This is a genomic window from Anoxybacillus sp. B2M1, assembly GCF_001634265.1.
In the GTDB taxonomy this organism is placed as follows: Bacteria; Bacillota; Bacilli; order Bacillales; family Anoxybacillaceae; genus Anoxybacteroides; species Anoxybacteroides rupiense.
The window spans coordinates 2999560-3017103 of record NZ_CP015435.1 but is presented as its reverse complement, the minus strand read 5'-3'; the positions used below and the strand labels follow the sequence as shown (position 1 = coordinate 3017103).

Here is a 17544-nt window from a genome sequence, read left to right as displayed (position 1 = left end):
AAAAAAGACTGCCCTAAACAACTGGGCAGTCAAAAAAATTAAAAAATTAGGTTATGTAGGCATGAGTTCGATATAAAAATCTATATAAGTAAGATGTTTCAATAAGACCAAAGAGTTGTTGAAGCAATTTATATATTGACAAATCAATCTTGATTTTATATAGCTCGTGCCTTTTCTTTATTTCGTTTACATTCATAATATTCTATATGCTTAAAATACTTTGAATTGTTAGATAAATCGAATGTATAGCTTAACCATTAAGCGTATACATCTTTTTTCTGCATCATGATAACTTAATATAGAGTAACGGTCACGGTAGGCTCTCTTGTCTGAAAAATGATATGAATTGTCCTTTCACATAGAATCATTGGCTATGAAGGATCTATATCAAGTAACATGGCATAAATACTCTGTTAAACAAATACTCTTATTCTCCATTTGGTGCATTTTTGATTATCAAGCTATGATATTACTAGTCTGCATAGATTCAGAGTGGAAAATTAACATAACGAATTACTTTAACTGACTAAAAATAATTGGTGAATAAAGTAACATTAACCTTTATTATTCACAAACAATTAATGGCTCCTATATTGGATAGTTTTGTAATAAATTCAAAGTAAGCTATACCAAATTTTATTATTAAAAATAACAGTAGTCTTTCTAATAGACTTACACATAGACTTACACAAAAGTTGAATCCACAAGTTACATTTATCAATAGATAACTTTAAATTTTCACTGTATTTTGACAATCACATTTGTGTAATAAATAACAAACTACCTATCTTGATCTTTTAAAATATACTCACACCATTGGAAATCAATTATATCATCTATATCAACGGATCTACTAATAGGCATAATATAGGGAATTGTATTATTAGTTAAGAACGAACCACTATCTATTAGTGCGCTTCTCTTTCCAACATACACAGCTCCATTGAGAATATAGGTTTTTTTAGCATTTTGCCTTTGATAAGGAATTCCTGCATAATCACTATTTAAAGGTACTAATTTACCTTGATTATCGATAAAGAACATCCATTCTGGTATAATGTCACTTTCGGTAACAGACACACAAAATTTACTTTTGCTTTGCTCACATAAAATAATAGCTTTATCAATATCTTCTGCTTTTCTTAAAGGTGAAGTTGGTTGCAAGACAACGACATATTCATAATCAACAAAATAATCTAGTGCATGTAGTACAGGAGCGATCCCGGGTGTTTCATCCTGAGCCAATTCTACAGGCCTTAAAAAAGGAACTTCAGCTCCCCAATCCTTGGCGATCATTGCAACTTCTTCGTCCTCGGTAGAAACAATAATTTTATCTAAAAAACGGGATTTCTTTGCTTCTTCTATTGTCCAAGCAATTAACGGTTTTCCTCTAAGTGGTTTAATATTTTTCCTAGGAATTCCTTTTGAACCTCCCCTTGCAGGAACAACAGCCAAAACTTTTTTATTATTAATCATCCAAAAACCTCCAAGAATTCTAAGTTAGCTTTTTCAAAATCTGGTATTTGTCCGATATCCAACCAATATTCCCGAATAGGAAATACATTTGTTTTCTTCTGAAGTTTTATTATTGATTCAAATAAAGATGGCATATCAAAGTACTTATTTTCAGGAATTAATTCCAACACTTCTGGATTTAGTACATATATCCCTGCATTAACAAAATAACGTTCAATTGGTTTTTCTTCAATCGAACAAAGCATTGTTCCTTCTGTACGTACTACTCCATAAGGTACTTGATGCTGATACTCTCTTACACACATCGTTGCTACAGAACCATTTTCTTCATGAAATTGGAGAAGTTGCTGAAAGTTTACTTTGGTTAAAATATCTCCATTCATAACAATAATAGGCTTTGTTGGTTTCTCAGTAAAAAGAGAAAGTGCACCGGCAGTACCCAGCCTTCGATCTTCATCAAGGTATTGGATATTTATCCCCCATCCCAATCCATCACCAAAATATTCCTTTATTATTTCACGTTTATAATTGACGGAAAAGTAAAACTGATGAAACCCATGTTCAATAAAACTTTCTAATATCGTTTGCAAAATCGGTTTGGTGCCAACTGTTAACATCGGTTTGGGTATGTGTTCTGTCAAAGGACGAAGACGGGTGCCTAATCCCCCTGCCATTAAAACAACCCAATTATCAAAAGAAGCTGAATCAAATAATACATCTGAGAAAATAACGTCTACTACTTGATTATTTTTATTCAAAATGGGAAGCTGACGTAGTTTTTTTTCTTGGAACACCCTTTTAATTGCCTGCTTCGATGCTCCCTTTTTCATTGTAATCGGATTTTTATTCATGACTTTCGATACTTGGTCATCAAGTGAAATACCTCTTAAAATTCCCCTTCTTATATCCCCATCTGTCACTGTACCTAAAAGCCGAAAATCATCATCCACTACTAAAGCAATTTGAGCAGCGTTTTGGTCTATATTTTTCATCGTTTCGATAATAGATGTTGAAGGAGATACTAATAATTCTTTCCAGTTTCTCATTTGCTCACTTCCTTAGCAGGACTACCATAAACTTTCTTATTATCGCCAACACTTCTTAAGACCAAGGAGCCTGCACCTACTAACACATTTTTTCCGACTATAACATTTTGAATAATTTTTGTTCCTGTACCTATATGAGTTCCCTCTCCAACAAAAACTCCACCGGATAAAACACATCCCGGCGCAATATGACAATGTTTACCTATACAGCAGTCGTGGTCTATACTAGTTGAGGTGTTTACAATAGTATTATCGTCAATTTTAACAAATGGTTGAATAACAGCACCTGCCATAACTTGCACACCTTCACCTAATATAACCGTATCTGAAATAATCGCTGAAGGATGAATGATGGTAGAAAACGTATAACCTTTTGATTTAAAAATGTTGAAAATATTTGCTCGATGCCTCGTATCAGACACAGAACCGAGAGCATTAACCAGTTCAATTTCTCGCGGATCATATTTTAATATTTCTTCGTCTTTACCTAAATAAGTGACATTGTATCGATTATTTTCTTCTGTAGGTGCCGTATAACCTATTATCTCTCGTTTTTGCATTAATAGAATGTCAATCAATACTCGCGCATGCCCGCCATTTCCAATAATAATCACTGGTTTGGAGCACATTACTTTATAACCTCATCTTCTTCATAATCTTGTCCTGCTTTTTGTCCGATATAATCCCAATAATAGTATGGTTCGATTCCTGTTCCAGGCCGCTTTACCGTTAGATTATCAAAGGTAAATACTTCTCCTTTTTTAATCGCTTTAGCCGCAACTAAGCTTTTTCTTGCTACTTCTTTATTTTTCAACTCTGTTTTCGTCGGTCTTTTTTGCTTCTCACCAAGGGCTTTTTCAATGATTCGAATCGATTGAATCATTTCCTTTAATTCATTTGGCTCTAATGAAGCTTTATGATCTGGACCTGGCAATGCCTTATCCAACGTGAAGTGTTTTTCAATGATTTTCGCCCCTTTTGCAACTGCGGCAATCGGAACGACAATTCCTTCCGTATGATCCGATAATCCAATAGAAAGATGAAATTCTTCTTTCATATCATCCATTGCATTCAAATGCACATCTTCGTATGGTGTCGGATATTCAGTTGTGCAATGTAAAATGCTTACTTTTTCTTGCAGCAACATTTTGGCTTCATCTGTTTGATAAAAACGTTTTACTTTATCGAATGAAACATCCGTTTTATTCGCAAAGCCGTAAGCTAAAAACGTTAGTGCATGATGAATTTCTTCCTTTGTAGCCATTCCTGTCGATAAAATCACATCGACACCATGCAATGCAATTTTATGTAAATAAGGAGCATTTGTAATTTCGCCAGATGGTATTTTTATAGCATTCAACCCTAATTCCTGAATTAAAAAATCTACACTTTCTAAATCAAAAGGTGTAGATAAAAACGTAATATCTTTTTCATCACAATATTGCTTTAGCTTTTTAAAGTCTGCATAACTCAACTCTAACTTTTTCAGCATTTCATATTGTGATGCGGATTTTCCCATATTCTTTTTTTGATATTCTGCCTGTTGCGCCGATTTTGTCACTAAATGTTCGGTTTTAAAGGTTTGAAACTTAACCGCATCAGCACCGGCTTCTACTGCGGCATCCACCAGTTGAAAGGCCAAGTCTAACGAACCGTTATGATTAACTCCGGCTTCAGCGATAATAAATGTTTGTTTCATAGGATCTCTCCATCATAAAATTCTTTTGCCACTGATTTGATATTTATATTTTTTAAAACTTCTAATATTCGTTGAGAAGTTTCGCCTTTTCCAAAAATTTCATATTCACTATCTCTTTTAAATTCATAATTTAACGCCTTAATTATTGTCTCTGTTATTTCTTTAACATCTGGATTACAATCAAAAACAGAGTCTGGTCTAATTCTTCCTTTTTGCCTACTACCAATGTTGACTGTAGGAGTTTTCAAGTAAGGCGCTTCTATAAGACCACTAGAAGAGTTTCCAATCACAACACTAGCATATTTAAGTAAACTTAAATAGCGTAACTGCCCCAGTGAATCAAAAATTTTTCTTTTATTTGGCTTTTTACTCACATACAAGCCAATCAAATTGTTTATCCTTCTCCCATTGTCATCTGCATTGGCTTTTGTAAAAATCATAGTTGCATTGTTAAAATTATTTAGCGCCTCTAAAAGTTCTTCAATACCTTCAATTGGATTGGTACTTAATGTTGTTGGATGGTAGGTTATTAAAAAAATAGGCTCTTCTAAATAAATTTCCAGTGACTCTTCTAATTGCTTTTTTGACAGCAATTGCAATTTCATAATGTTTTCAATTCCCGGTGCTCCCACGTTATAGACTCGATTCGGATGCTCTCCTAATCGAATAACTCGTTTCCTATGTTCTTCAGTCGTTACAAAGTGAAGATAACTCATTTTCGTTACCGCATGTCGAATGGCGTCATCATACGCGCCATAAGTTACTTCCCCACCATGAATATGGGCAATTGGTATTCTGGCAATCATCGCCACTTGAGCCGCTGCTAATATTTCAAACCGGTCCCCTAATAGGACTAAAATATCAGGTTTTAATCGATTTAGAGAATCTGCAAATCCAATTGTCCCCAACCCCAGGGATTTGACAATTCCTACCGCTGTATCGCTAGATAGCAGCATTTCGACCTTTTCATTAATCACAAAACCGTCTTCCTCAATTTGCTTATAGGTCAATCCAAACTCTGGAGATAAATGCATGCCTGTCGCAATAATTTGCAGTTCTAAATCAGGGTCCAACTGTATTTCTTTCATTAACCAATATAAAAGACCGTATTCTGCTCTTGTACCTGTTACAACACATATTTTTCTTTTATTCATCTGCATCTTCTCCTAAGTATGGACTACTAGGAACATTTACAATTTGATACTGTAATTGTTCTGTAATCGATAAATCAGCTTTTGGACAGTTTTGAAAATGTGTCAGCAGATGTAACGGCTTCCATACAGGCCTTGACATCACGTTATAATTATTTAACGTTTCCAAAACTTCATCTATGTTATAAATTTTTTCATCAAAAATTAATGTTTGCAGCCAGTAATTGCTTTTTGCAAACTCAGGCTCTTTAAATAATTTAATTCCATGATAACCTTCTACGAGTTGCTCATACATATCAACAAGTCGGCGTTTCTTTTCAATAAAATCTTCTAAATGTTCTAGTTGTGCACATCCTAATGCTGCATTTATATTTGGCATACGATAATTATAGCCTATTTCATCATGTTCATATTTCCAGCGATGAGGGAGTTTGGCAGTAGTAGTAAGATGCTTCGCATAATCTGCCAGTTTCTCATCATTCGTCAAAATTGCTCCTCCACCGCCGGTTGTAATAATTTTGTTGCCATTAAAACTCATGGCAGAAACTTTTCCGAAATTTCCTGTATGAATTCCTTTATAATAGGAACCTAGCGATTCCGCGGCATCTTCAACCATGATTAAATTCCATCGCTCACATATATCTAACAATGGATCTAAATCAACAGGATAGCCAAATGTATGCATCGGAACAATCGCTCGAATGATTTTACCGGTTTGTTTATTTACACAAACATTATTTTTTACTATCGCTATATCTCTCAAATAGTCTTCAAGCTTAAATGGATCAATACCTAATGTTGTTTTTGAGACATCCACAAAATGTGGAATAGCCCCACAATAAACAACTGCATTCCCAGTTGCCACAAAGGTTAACGAAGGAATTAACACTTCATCATTAGGCTGAACCCCAACAATCTTTAAAGCAATATGAAGCGCTGCGGTTCCGTTCACAACAGCAACCGCTCTTTTTACACCGATAAACTCCGCTAATAATCGTTCAAATTCATCTACATATTTCCCTACAGAAGATACCCATCCTGTCTCAATGCAGTCAGCTACATACTTTTTTTCATTTCCTGTAAATATTGGTTCATGTAGCGGTATAAAATCTTTCTCTGGACATATGTTTTTAATTTTTTTAGCTAGTTCTAATAAAACATCGCTCATATGTTATACACATCTGCCTTATATTGAGATAAGTTTCTTTCGTCTGTAAACCATTCAATTGTTTCTTTTAAGCCTCTTTTAAATCCTTCTTTTCCACCATATTTAGGCTCCCAGCCCAGTAAAGTTTTGGCCTTCGAATTGTCCGCCCACAATCTTTCTACTTCACTTTTTTCCGGGCGAATCCGAGCATCATCTGTTTCAATTTCAATATCGACACCCATGATTTCAGCAATAAGCTGTGCTGTTTCACCAATCGACACTTCAAAGTTGCTACCGATATTAATCACTTCACCGATTGACTGATCATGCTTCATAACAGAAATAAAACCATTTACTGTATCTTTTACATAATTAAAATCACGTGTTGGATGAAGCGAACCAAGTTTGATTTTCCGCTTACCAGATGCGAGTTGTGTAATAATCGTCGGAATGACTGCACGAGCTGACTGTCTTGGGCCATATGTGTTAAAAGGCCGAATAATCGCAACAGGCGTTTCAAACGAACGATAAAAAGCGATTGCCATTTGGTCCGCTCCGATTTTAGAAGCAGAGTATGGAGACTGGCCTTGAAGCGGATGATTTTCATCAATTGGTACGTATTGTGCTGTCCCATACACTTCACTTGTGGATGTATGAACAACTTTTTGAATATCCAATTCCCGTGCTGCTTGAAGAACGTTTAATGTCCCCTTAATATTCGTATCGATATATGTATCAGGTGAATGATAAGAATAAGGAATCGCAATTAAAGACGCTAAATGTAAGACAACATCGCATCCTTTCATCGCTTCTTTTACACCATGCGGATCGCGAATATCCCCAGCAAATACTTCTAATTCTTTTTTTATACTTTCCGGAGAGGTATCTAACCATCCCCATGAATTAAAAGAATTGTAATAAACAAAAGCTTTTACATCATATCCTTGGCGGACAAGTTCTTCTGTTAAATGAGAGCCAATAAATCCATCAGCACCAGTAACTAAAATTTTCATTGCTGCATCATTCCTATTTAATAAATTTTGATATCAAATCTAAAAAGTTTATATCCTCCATGTTTTTAGCACTATTAGCTATATGTTCCCCGGCCACATAAGGAGCACCTTTTATCAGCGCTCCGTTATATGATGTATTTTTAAATTGAACTTTCGGAGTTTGTTGTATTTTCTGTTCGATCCATTTTCGAAAAATCAACCAACTTCTTGATGTAGCTACCCTTTCATGACTGTTTGTTTCAACTGTAAATGTTGGCTGATTAAATGAAATCGTTTTATTAGAAGTTGAATAAATAGAGTGAGATTGATTCCCTTTATAGGCCAAATCTTGTCCAAAAAAGACAATTTCCGCAAATCCCATTTTAATTAATACATCTAATCCAGTTGTTGCAACTGAACCACCTGTCTGAATCAATGGAATCTGATGTTCTTTGGCAAATTGTTCTGAAGGAGGGTACCCTTCTTGAAACAAAATAATTTTAGTTCCTGACCAATATCTGACCACTTCTTTATTAACGGTAGCAAGGAAAATTAATGGAATTTGGCTGCTTACACCCTTGACTTGTTCAAACACTAAATCATGCGGATCGGACATCACAATCGCATCAGGTTCAATATTATGATGCAATAAGGTTTTATAGGCAGCACCAACACAAAGTAAAAAGTATTTATTTTTCAATTGCTTTAGAACATCAATATTATCATCTAATGATGGTCCAGCCGCGACTAATGCAGCTTTTTCGCCCTCAAATTGACCTAAAAGTGAACCGATATGCGAATCAAACAGCTGAATATTATTTTGAAAATTCTCTTTCATAATATTTTTCATTCTTAAGAACGACATTTCTTTAATTTTTATATCTTCGAGTATTTCCTTCAAACTGCTGTTTGATATCGTGCTAATCCAAGATTGTGGAATAATCCATTTAATATTTGAACCATCCAACTCGAGACTTCTCATAAACTCCTGAATTTTTATCGAATTGGAAATAATAACTATTCTTACATTTTCATTGCTTAAAATACTGGTTAAATCGATATGTTGCATCGCAATTTGAAGCGTTGATATATCCCTATCAATTACAATAATTTTTTTATTCGGCTCTTTAGCCATTAGTTGTTCGACATGATATCCAAGACCGAAACCAAATAGACAATATATGTTCGCCAAAGGATCAATTTGAGAATCAATAAACTTCGATACATCTTTTATTGGATCGTATCGACTATATAAATAGTGATTATTTTTCTTTAAGGTTAAAGGACCTTTTTTAGATGTCTCTATTTCAATATCTTTACTATAATTAAACCTATTTTTCAAAAGCTGCTGCTTCAATACTTTATCCTTTACGGCTTGAACATTTTTTAGATATAGTTTCAATTTCCTATTCCCCTACTTTTGCGAAACACTTTTCCCTTGCTTCTTCAAAAAATGGTTGAATCTCGTATTCAAACATGTCCGCAACAATAACATAATCTTGTCTTTCCAAACCTTCATTAATTTCAATTAAAAATTGGTTAATTTTACTCGGGTGGATATCAATATAGTAATGATGCTCACGCATTAGTATAATCACTTGAGTTAGCCAACTCACCCCTTCACTAAATTGCATAATTAATTGCATTGCTTCCCCAATTCTATCTTCTCGTAAATAATCAGCAATGTTCTGAGTTCCGATTACTACTCGTTCGATATATTCATAGAAACTAGCCTGTGTTTCATAAATAACATCTATCATCATTATCCCTCTTTATTCATTGAAATAATTTTATTTTTTACCTTTTCTTTCAAACATATTAGATGAAATTTTGAATCTGTTGCTGCTTCCTTTAAACGCGAATATAAATCCAGAGAACGAGTATAAACTCGTTGATATACTTCTTTCTTCGTCTCATTCTCTCCCGGAAGGTAATTATTAAATGTATCTAAAATAATAGGTTGAGCAATTAATGACATCATTCCCTCTGCAAAAATCGGTTTTAACTGTTCATCAATTTTATCTAGCTTCTTTAAAATTTTAGCATCAAACACTGTATCAAAAACATTTCTTTTTAACAACAGGACTGCCTCGTCAACAAGACATTTTACCTTATCATGTAGTTTTATTTCATCTTCAATTCTCATTAAAAACTCTTGCCATTCTGGAATATCTTTATGCGGATATGAATCCATATCAAATATAGGTACATTTTTGCTTGTATCTACATATCTGTCGCAAAACTCTTGAAATGAAATTTGTTGATATCCGTCCAGTTTAACTCCGCCTTCTGTTGAATTATAGATCCTTTCAGGCTGTGGGAAAGTTTGAAGTAATTTTTCGAAATTGTGTTTCATTGTGAAGAAAGCATAATCAGTTAATACTTGGCCACCATCATATCCTTCTGTATAAAACACTCCTCTTTCTTTAATATAAGCTTCATCAATTTTTCTGAAGTTTTTATTATGTTCCGCATGTGTTTTGTTATCTGTATAAGCCAAATCTTGACCAATAAGAGCAACAGGTCCCGAAGAAATCATATAAGCTATACTTAACGCAAAAGCAGCTACAGAAGCTCCTCCTAAAATACCTGATACTTCTTGATTTAATAATTTTTTTGCGTAGAGTTCTAAAGTTTGATGAACGCTTGAAACAAAAAAGAACGATCTCTGATTTAATTTCTCCAAAATTTTCTCATGATGTGATAAAGAATAAATTATTTTCGTTTTTTTAAATTCTATCGATTCAAAGTGTTTATAGTTATTTATGTGGCCATCTATTGTTACAACAAAATCAGGTTCAATATTATGTTTAAGAAGCGTATTGATAGTAGAGCCTGACGAAATTAAAAGTACGTGATTCCTTACTTTTTTCAGCAACAAGATTTGTTTGGTTAATGACGGACCACCAGAAGCCACTACCACTGGAGCATTGAAATATCCTTTTAACTCTTTCAAAGGAATGTCATCAAAAGCATAAAATAAATTTAAAATAAAATTTCTCTGCCATTCCTTCGAAAATTTTCTAATAGTGTTTTCGTTTACTTTTTGTACGTATATTAAATCTTTGATTATGCTTAATACTTTTTTATACTCATTTGGAAACAGTCTATCATAATTAGGCGAACAAATAACTTGTACTCGATAGTTAAACCGCTCCATTAAAAGCGTGTCACACAACTGTTGAAAGTTATCTACATGTTTTAGCCCTATCATCGCTGTCTGCTTTAACTCACTATTCATTTGTTCTTCCATCAGTTGATCTAATGGTTCAATCACGATTAAAAACTCATCTTCACTCATTTTTTCACTTAAAGCTTTTGCAATATGCCCCGACCCAATACCAAATAAAATATGCAAATGATGCTTTTTGTAATGCTGGTCGGCAAATCGGGCAGCTTCGCGTATCGGGTCATATTTGCTGTGCAAATAATAATTGTTTATCCTATGAATGCGATGCCCGCTCTTGGCGATTTCCTCTATAATTGAATACTCTTTCATCCCATTGTTCATAAATTAGCACCTCAATTATAATATCGGCCATTTATCCCCTTTTGTTAATACATCATCGCCCAATCGCTAGAATTTAACTGACGCCTATTGACATTCTTTCGATAATATAAGAGCCGCTTTTATTCCAAACGATTTTCATCCATGTGAACCGCTATAGCCACATCCAACTTTCTCTTGTAAACCTAAGCCCGTGTTGTTAATTATAGAGGCGCCCCATACATCAACCAATAGTATAAAAATTATTATTTGTCGAAAATGATACCTATATTGAATAAAAACTCTAAACGACTTCATGATCATATGATTTTACACATTTGAATGCGAATGATGATACAAGATGCAACTTCTGCTCCTATATGACCACCGCGTCTCCACTTACTGCTATAAATTTATAAAGATAAACGATGGAAATAAAGAGGCGAACATATGTTATAATACATAAAAACACGCTCGTTGGAAGGGAAGATCTCAATGAAAGATTTCCTACAATTAACGCCTATACAACAAAACATATTAGTCGCAAGCATTATGGGAGATGGAGAAATCACCAAAATTTATCGGAACAGCCGAAGAAAAAATCATAGCTATCGTGAACATTTTGGAATCCAGCAAGAAGAATATCGAAAATGGAAAATATCGTTTTTCAATGAATTTCTTTATATTACTCCTAAAAGCCAATGCGTCCGTTCCCGTTCTATGCCACTATTTACATCTCTGTACCCGCATTTTTATCGGGAGGATGGTACAAAACAGATACCGCTTTCCTTACTTTCGTACTGTACTTTACCTCATTTTCTTGCCGTATTATATATGGATGATGGTTCGCTTTGTATTTCTTCTCGGGTAAACAAGCGAAAAAAACGCATTTATCTTACCCCTCACATTTACTTGTATTTGCAATGTTATTCACACAATGAACTGCAACAATTGCAGCGGCATATTCTTAAACACTTCCATATCGCTTTCCAACTAAGCCAACGTAAAGATGGACAAGGTATGATTTTAAAAACAACGTGTGTAAAAGATACATTTCTATTCTTACATATTATTTTCAACGTAACAAACACTTGTCCATCCATGCATTACAAAACCAATTGGAATGAGCGGCTAAAATTAGAAAGTATGAAATGGAAGCATAAATATCCGAACTTTGACATTGTAGTTAGCAGCTCCGAACGCTACAAACCCTACTCCTCTGAAGAAATAAAACTAATCAAACAGATGAAACAGAACGGGATGAGCATTAAAGAAATTGCCAGCGCCCTGCAAAGAAGTTACTGGTCCATTGTCTATAAATGGAGAGAAATACAAAGGTACGATATATAAATATTAAAAAGGCCTTAGAAACAATTCTAAGGCCCATCGCTGTTTGCAAATTAACGGAGCAATTGCAATACTCCTTGTGGTTGTTGGTTGGCTTGCCATGCCTCAACGTCTTTCGACCGTTGTGTAGACTATCTCTTCACCCGCCAGCTAATCGCTAGTGAGGGGCCGGGCACTTCGGTTCGGCATCCGCCTCCCCTACGGACCTCATCACCATAGCCAATGGCCTTAGGTGGTACGCCCTAGTCGTTGAACCTTCTCCACTCTTTCGAGACAGGAGCTTGGCTGCTGATTGCCCATTGTTGCATCCTTCCTTTTTTTGCACCTTCACGCCTGCCGTTTCCAGCTTCGTTGTGGCAAGGAAGGCTTTAGGGCTTCCCAGCAATTCACCCAGTCATCATCTAGCCCGTTTCCAGGCTAGACGCCCTTCCAATCCAAATTACCGTAATAGCTGCAATACTCCTTGCGGCATTTGGTTGGATTGAGCCAACATTGATTGCGCAGCTTGCATTAAGATGTTGTTCTTCGTGAACTCCATCATTTCTTTCGCCATGTCAACGTCACGGATACGTGATTCAGCAGCTGTTAAGTTTTCAGAAGTGGCGCCAAGGTTGTTAATTGTGTGTTCTAAACGGTTTTGCACCGCACCAAGTTTAGAACGCTCTTTTGATACAGTTTCAATAGCTGTGTTAATTTTAGTGATCGCATCTTGCGCACCTGAAGCTGTGCTTACTGAAAGACTGTTCACACTTAAAGAAGAAGAGTCCATATTACTAATTGATAAAGTAATAGTTTGGCCGCTGTTTGCACCAATTTGGAACACTTTTCCGCTAAAAGATCCATTTAAAAGTTTTTGCGTGTTAAATTCAGTATTACCAGCTATACGATCAAGTTCAGAAACAAGTTGATCAATCTCACTTTGAATTGCTTCACGGTCAGCCGTTACGTTTGTGTCGTTAGATGCTTGTACAGCAAGCTCGCGCATACGTTGAAGGATAGCATGAGTTTCCGTTAACGCACCTTCCGCTGTTTGAATTAAAGAAATAGAGTCTTGCGCGTTTTTAGATGCCATTTCTAAACCGCGGATTTGGCCGCGCATTTTTTCAGAGATGGCAAGACCTGCTGCATCGTCGCCAGCACGGTTAATGCGGAAGCCAGAAGAAAGCTTCTCAAGGTTTTTCGCAGCTTGAGTGTTGTTGAACGCTAATTGACGGTGCGTGTTTAACGCAGAGATGTTGTGTTGAATTCTCATTTTCGAAATTCCTCCTTGAATTGATATTTTTCTACATCCTTGTAGAATTGGAAGACAGGATCTCCCTGCTCTCCATTTTTTATATCGGTACGATTTGCGAAATGTTTAATGCTTTTTAGCTTTTTTTGTTATTTTTTAATTGCTGCAATAATTTTGTCGAAATGTCGGCTGCCTGCCTGTTTTCTTCTTGAATAGATAAATAGATTTCTTTGCGATGTATATCAACATGCTTGGGGGCAATAATCCCGAGCTTCACTTGTTCCCCTTCTACTGAAAGCACTTTAATTTCAATGGAATCCCCGATCATAATCGATTCATTTTTTTTTCGCGTAAGCACCAGCAATTATACTTCCTCCTTCCCATGTACAGTTGAAATCGGGAAACGGATCGGATAATCGCTATCATGAAGAATCAGTTGTTTGCCGATTTTTTCTTTTATATTAATGACTATGGGCGCTTTGAGATTCAGAGTCGAATCAATAAAAGGTTCTCTTAATGTCATGATGGCATACGTTACACAGTCGTCTGGAGAATCCAGTTTCAGCTTGGAAATATCATCCTCAGTCAATTCAAAAGTATAGTTAGCATAAAAAGCAAAAGGGTAGGCAATCACAAATCCCACATGGCTGTGACCAACGGATTGCAAAATGGCAAAAGCAGATTGATCCTCTAGTGGCAAAATAGCAAATTGTTTTTCTGTTTCAAACCCCGGTAATCCGTTAGGAAAATGAATGATTTGGTCATCATTGATTTCCACTTCTCCTAGAAATTTCGATACAATTTTCATACTATACCCCTTTCTTCCCTTTCACAAAAAAAGCGGTACACCGCAACGGTACCGCTTCTCAATATTTAACATCGATTTTAATGGACGGATACTGAATCATATAACCTGATACTTTACCAGGCGTATATTCATGAATCGGCCGATTCACGTTCACGCTGATAATCGGTTTATTTGTATCGACTTCAATATTTACTTCGCTCGGTTGATAATCGATTTTGACGCTATGCACAGAAGGAATAAATTTTATAGTAAGACCGCTATAAAGCCTTATTCCTTTTTCTTTTTCCATTTCCGCAATGACATTTTCTTTATCTTCAATTTTCATCAACCGATCCCCTTCCTGCGCACGCCGAGAAATGCCTTCTAACACTGCCTGTCGCCCTTCTTGCGCAAATTCTCTTGAAGAAGCTAACGGACCAATGAGCCCCATATCGCTCCAAGCTTTCGATTGATCAATTGTTAATCGGGCAGGCTTTGAATCTATCAAAACCGTTGCCGGTGGCTGCTTAATATTCAGATCAGCTTTAGGCTGCTCTATTTGTTGAATAGGCCTTTGAATGTTTAACCCAAGAATGGCTTTAGTCGTTTGAATTTGTATTTGCGGAAAATCCATGCTCTCACCTTTTACTTTATTATGAACGCAGGAAATCAACTAAAGTCGGCTGAATAATGCGTGCACCCACACTTAACGCAACACGATGCACACTTTCCTGTGAAATAAGATTCGTAATCGTTTTTTCATAATCAATATCTTCATTCTCAGACATGACTTTTGTCATAATCACTTCTTGCGAAGATAAGCGATTCTCCATCATTTCTACTCGATTTTGTTTGGCTCCCAGCTCCGAACGCGCAGATAATAACGCATCTTGTTGCTTTTGAATATCTCCTAAATAGTTATCGATATCGTCTCCTGTTTTACTTCCGTCCCTTAAATCGATTTTTATTTTTTGCAATAGGCCAACAAGCCCGTCCTGTCCTGTTGCACCAGCAAATAAATCCTTACCATTAATATTGACATCAAGCTTAATTCCGTCAAATACCTCGATTTCTACATCACTTGTATTAGCATTAGGATTTAATCCCAATGCTGTTCCAGTGCTTTCAGGATAAGAAGTAAACAACGGATTTTTTGTATCAGCGCCATTAAAAATATATTTATCTCCTATCTTCGTATTAGCCACATCCACAATATGTTTTTGAATTTGTTCGATTTCATCAGCAATTTTCTGGCGATCTGAAGGAGTTGCCGTGTCGGTAGACGCTTGAACAATCAGCTCCTGCACACGCTGCAAAGCAAGGCCCACCTGATCAAGGGCATCGTCAGCACTATCAATCCAGTTATTAACCTCGCCAATATTGCGCTGATATTGTTGTACACGCTCTAAGCCTTCACGGTAAGCAATTCCTTTCATCGCAACCACAGGATCATCAGATGGACGTGTAATCTTTTTTCCCGTTGTCAGCTGTTCTTGATATATTCCAAGCTTTTCATAACTGTTTGATAAATTGCGAAGCATATTATTGGCAAGCATCGACTGCGTCACTCTCATTATAAACCACCTACCTTCCTACAATGCCCATTCCGTTGATGATTTTATCAAGCATCTCATCAATGACCGTGATTTGCCGGGCTGCTGCATTATAAGCGTGTTGGAACTTAATCATATTCGTCATTTCTTCATCAAGAGATACTGAGCTTACCGACTGCCGATTATTCTCAACCGACAAAACTAGCGTTTCCGCATTGGTCTCCATGCGTTTCGCTTGCTGACCATCTACACCAAGCTTTCCAATAAGCCCTTGATAAAACGTTTGTACGGTTCCCCCGTTAATCGGAACACTAATCGTATCTCCGCTTGGAAGGGTAGCACTTCCGCTTGCAATTTGGATGTCCTTAATCATTGCTAAGTAAAGAGCATTGCTTCCGTTACCGGTTTCTCCAGATTTAGAAGAAGCAGCAATTTTTGATAAATTCGCCATAATGCTAGCAGATACTTCAATAGTAGCCGCTGCCCCTTTCTCTGGAGGAGATCCGATTGACGTTTTAAAGAAATCTTCTCCAGCAGCTCCCTCTAAATCAAACCCAGCTTGATGCTGTGAATTAAACATAGTAACAAACGAATAAGCCATTTTATCTAAATCCGCCAGCATATCCGGATAGTACCCTTTTATATTGTCGGGGCCTGTGCCATAGCCATACATCTCAATTAACGCCTTCATTCGTCCAGATGCTATTTGATCAGGCAAGAGAGAGGAGGTATTTCCCTGTTCATCAGTAATTTGGATATGTGAAATATATCCGTCGGGATTGGTGGGATCGCCTGAAACAGCAGGATCCACTGAGAAAGAGGAAAGTCCGTTTTGTGTGACAATTTTCATTAAAGATCCATCACCATTCACCATAGAAATTTCATAAATTCCTTCAGCAATATCAAGAGAATTGCCACCTGAAGGAACTGTATCCACCTTTACATTGATGAATTTTGATAATTCATCCACAAGAGCATCACGTTTGTCATAAAGATCATTCGGTAAATAACCGTTTGGTTCAATTGCTTTAATTTGGTCATTTAATTCACTAATTTGTTTTAAAATGGAGTTCACTTCAAGCAATCCTGTTTTAATTTCTTGTCCTAAATCCGTGCGGATTTTCGAAAGGGAATTCGAAAGATACCGAAAAGATTCTGCCACCGCTACTCCTCTTTGACGAACAGCAGCACGAGCGCCCTCATTTTCGGGATTTGTGCTTAAATCCTGCAATGACTGCCAAAACTGGGACATTACTTTTCCTAGCCCAAAATCACTTGGCTCGTTCATAATATCTTCCATCTTCGCAATGGCATCAGAACGGGTGCTCCAATATCCCAATTTCGTTGCCTCGTCTCTGTACTGCAGATCTAAAAACTTCTCCCGCACGCGCTGGATCGAGCCGGCTTCGACCCCGGTCCCCATCTGTCCAGGAATTTGCGGGCGGTTCATCGAGGCTGGCGGATACGGCTCCGTTTCGGTAAAATTGACGCGTTGGCGCGAATAGCCTGGCGTGTTGGCGTTGGCAATATTATTTCCTGTGACGTATAACGCCATTTGCTGCGTCGACATGCCGCGTTTGGCGATTTCCAATCCTTGAAAGGTTGAACCCATTGTCTTTTCTCCACTC

The 17544-nt window shown here is 36.5% G+C and carries 17 protein-coding genes; 1 reads left to right on the top strand and 16 read right to left on the bottom strand.

What is annotated here, in order from left to right; genetic code table 11:
- Window positions 1–780: 780 nt before the first annotated feature.
- From GFC28_RS14650 to GFC28_RS14605, 10 genes are read right to left on the bottom strand one after another with little or no spacing between them, the layout of a single operon-like run.
- Window positions 781–1476, bottom strand: coding sequence for an acylneuraminate cytidylyltransferase family protein (locus tag GFC28_RS14650; protein WP_044746274.1), 696 nt, complete (start codon window positions 1474–1476; stop codon window positions 781–783).
- Complete coding sequence (locus GFC28_RS14645) at window positions 1473–2522, bottom strand: nucleotidyltransferase family protein (RefSeq protein WP_044746275.1); 1050 nt, start codon at window positions 2520–2522, stop codon at window positions 1473–1475. The genes GFC28_RS14650 and GFC28_RS14645 overlap by 4 nt, the downstream gene beginning before the upstream one ends.
- A complete protein-coding gene (locus GFC28_RS14640) occupies window positions 2519–3151 on the bottom strand; it encodes an acetyltransferase (RefSeq protein ID WP_044746276.1) in 633 nt (210 codons plus the stop codon). The genes GFC28_RS14645 and GFC28_RS14640 overlap by 4 nt, the downstream gene beginning before the upstream one ends.
- Complete coding sequence (gene neuB / locus GFC28_RS14635) at window positions 3151–4221, bottom strand: N-acetylneuraminate synthase (RefSeq protein ID WP_044746277.1); 1071 nt, start codon at window positions 4219–4221, stop codon at window positions 3151–3153. The genes GFC28_RS14640 and neuB overlap by 1 nt, the downstream gene beginning before the upstream one ends.
- The gene (gene neuC, locus GFC28_RS14630; protein WP_044746278.1) at window positions 4218–5375 is read right to left on the bottom strand and encodes a UDP-N-acetylglucosamine 2-epimerase; all 1158 of its coding nucleotides are present in this window, start codon (window positions 5373–5375) and stop codon (window positions 4218–4220) included. Before neuC ends, neuB begins: the two co-directional genes overlap by 4 nt.
- Window positions 5368–6540: a LegC family aminotransferase gene (locus GFC28_RS14625; protein WP_044746279.1), complete on the bottom strand. Its 1173-nt coding sequence runs from the start codon at window positions 6538–6540 to the stop codon at window positions 5368–5370. Before GFC28_RS14625 ends, neuC begins: the two co-directional genes overlap by 8 nt.
- Window positions 6537–7532, bottom strand: coding sequence for an NAD-dependent 4,6-dehydratase LegB (locus GFC28_RS14620; protein WP_044746280.1), 996 nt, complete (start codon window positions 7530–7532; stop codon window positions 6537–6539). Before GFC28_RS14620 ends, GFC28_RS14625 begins: the two co-directional genes overlap by 4 nt.
- 13 nt (window positions 7533–7545) lie before the next feature.
- Window positions 7546–8913, bottom strand: coding sequence for a motility associated factor glycosyltransferase family protein (locus tag GFC28_RS14615; protein WP_044746281.1), 1368 nt, complete (start codon window positions 8911–8913; stop codon window positions 7546–7548).
- 4 nt (window positions 8914–8917) lie between these two features.
- Window positions 8918–9271, bottom strand: a complete 354-nt coding sequence (locus GFC28_RS14610; RefSeq protein ID WP_044746282.1) for a hypothetical protein — start codon at window positions 9269–9271, stop codon at window positions 8918–8920.
- Window positions 9272–9273: 2 nt separating this feature from the next.
- Window positions 9274–11022, bottom strand: coding sequence for a motility associated factor glycosyltransferase family protein (locus GFC28_RS14605; protein ID WP_156450543.1), 1749 nt, complete (start codon window positions 11020–11022; stop codon window positions 9274–9276).
- A gap of 471 nt (window positions 11023–11493) precedes the next feature.
- Here GFC28_RS14605 and GFC28_RS14600 point away from each other — a divergent pair, with 471 nt between their 5' ends.
- Window positions 11494–12348 carry a DNA endonuclease gene (locus GFC28_RS14600; RefSeq protein WP_044746283.1) on the top strand — a complete coding sequence of 285 codons (855 nt, stop codon included), beginning with the start codon at window positions 11494–11496 and terminating at the stop codon, window positions 12346–12348.
- A gap of 436 nt (window positions 12349–12784) precedes the next feature.
- Here the strand turns inward: GFC28_RS14600 and GFC28_RS14590 are convergent, their stop codons facing one another.
- The 6 genes from GFC28_RS14590 to flgK form a co-directional block, all read right to left on the bottom strand.
- Window positions 12785–13597 (bottom strand): flagellin N-terminal helical domain-containing protein, encoded by an 813-nt coding sequence (locus tag GFC28_RS14590; RefSeq protein ID WP_044746285.1) that lies wholly within the window; start codon window positions 13595–13597, stop codon window positions 12785–12787.
- Between the two features lie 115 nt (window positions 13598–13712).
- A complete protein-coding gene (csrA, locus tag GFC28_RS14585; RefSeq protein ID WP_044746286.1) occupies window positions 13713–13940 on the bottom strand; it encodes a carbon storage regulator CsrA in 228 nt (75 codons plus the stop codon).
- On the bottom strand, window positions 13941–14384 hold the full coding sequence (gene fliW / locus GFC28_RS14580; RefSeq protein ID WP_044746287.1) for a flagellar assembly protein FliW: 444 nt from the start codon (window positions 14382–14384) through the stop codon (window positions 13941–13943).
- Between the two features lie 58 nt (window positions 14385–14442).
- Window positions 14443–14997 (bottom strand): DUF6470 family protein, encoded by a 555-nt coding sequence (locus GFC28_RS14575; protein WP_044746288.1) that lies wholly within the window; start codon window positions 14995–14997, stop codon window positions 14443–14445.
- Window positions 14998–15016: 19 nt separating this feature from the next.
- Window positions 15017–15937, bottom strand: a complete 921-nt coding sequence (gene flgL, locus GFC28_RS14570) for a flagellar hook-associated protein FlgL (RefSeq protein WP_044746289.1) — start codon at window positions 15935–15937, stop codon at window positions 15017–15019.
- Window positions 15938–15947: 10 nt separating this feature from the next.
- On the bottom strand, window positions 15948–17528 hold the full coding sequence (gene flgK, locus GFC28_RS14565) for a flagellar hook-associated protein FlgK (protein ID WP_044746290.1): 1581 nt from the start codon (window positions 17526–17528) through the stop codon (window positions 15948–15950).
- Window positions 17529–17544 lie beyond the last annotated feature (16 nt).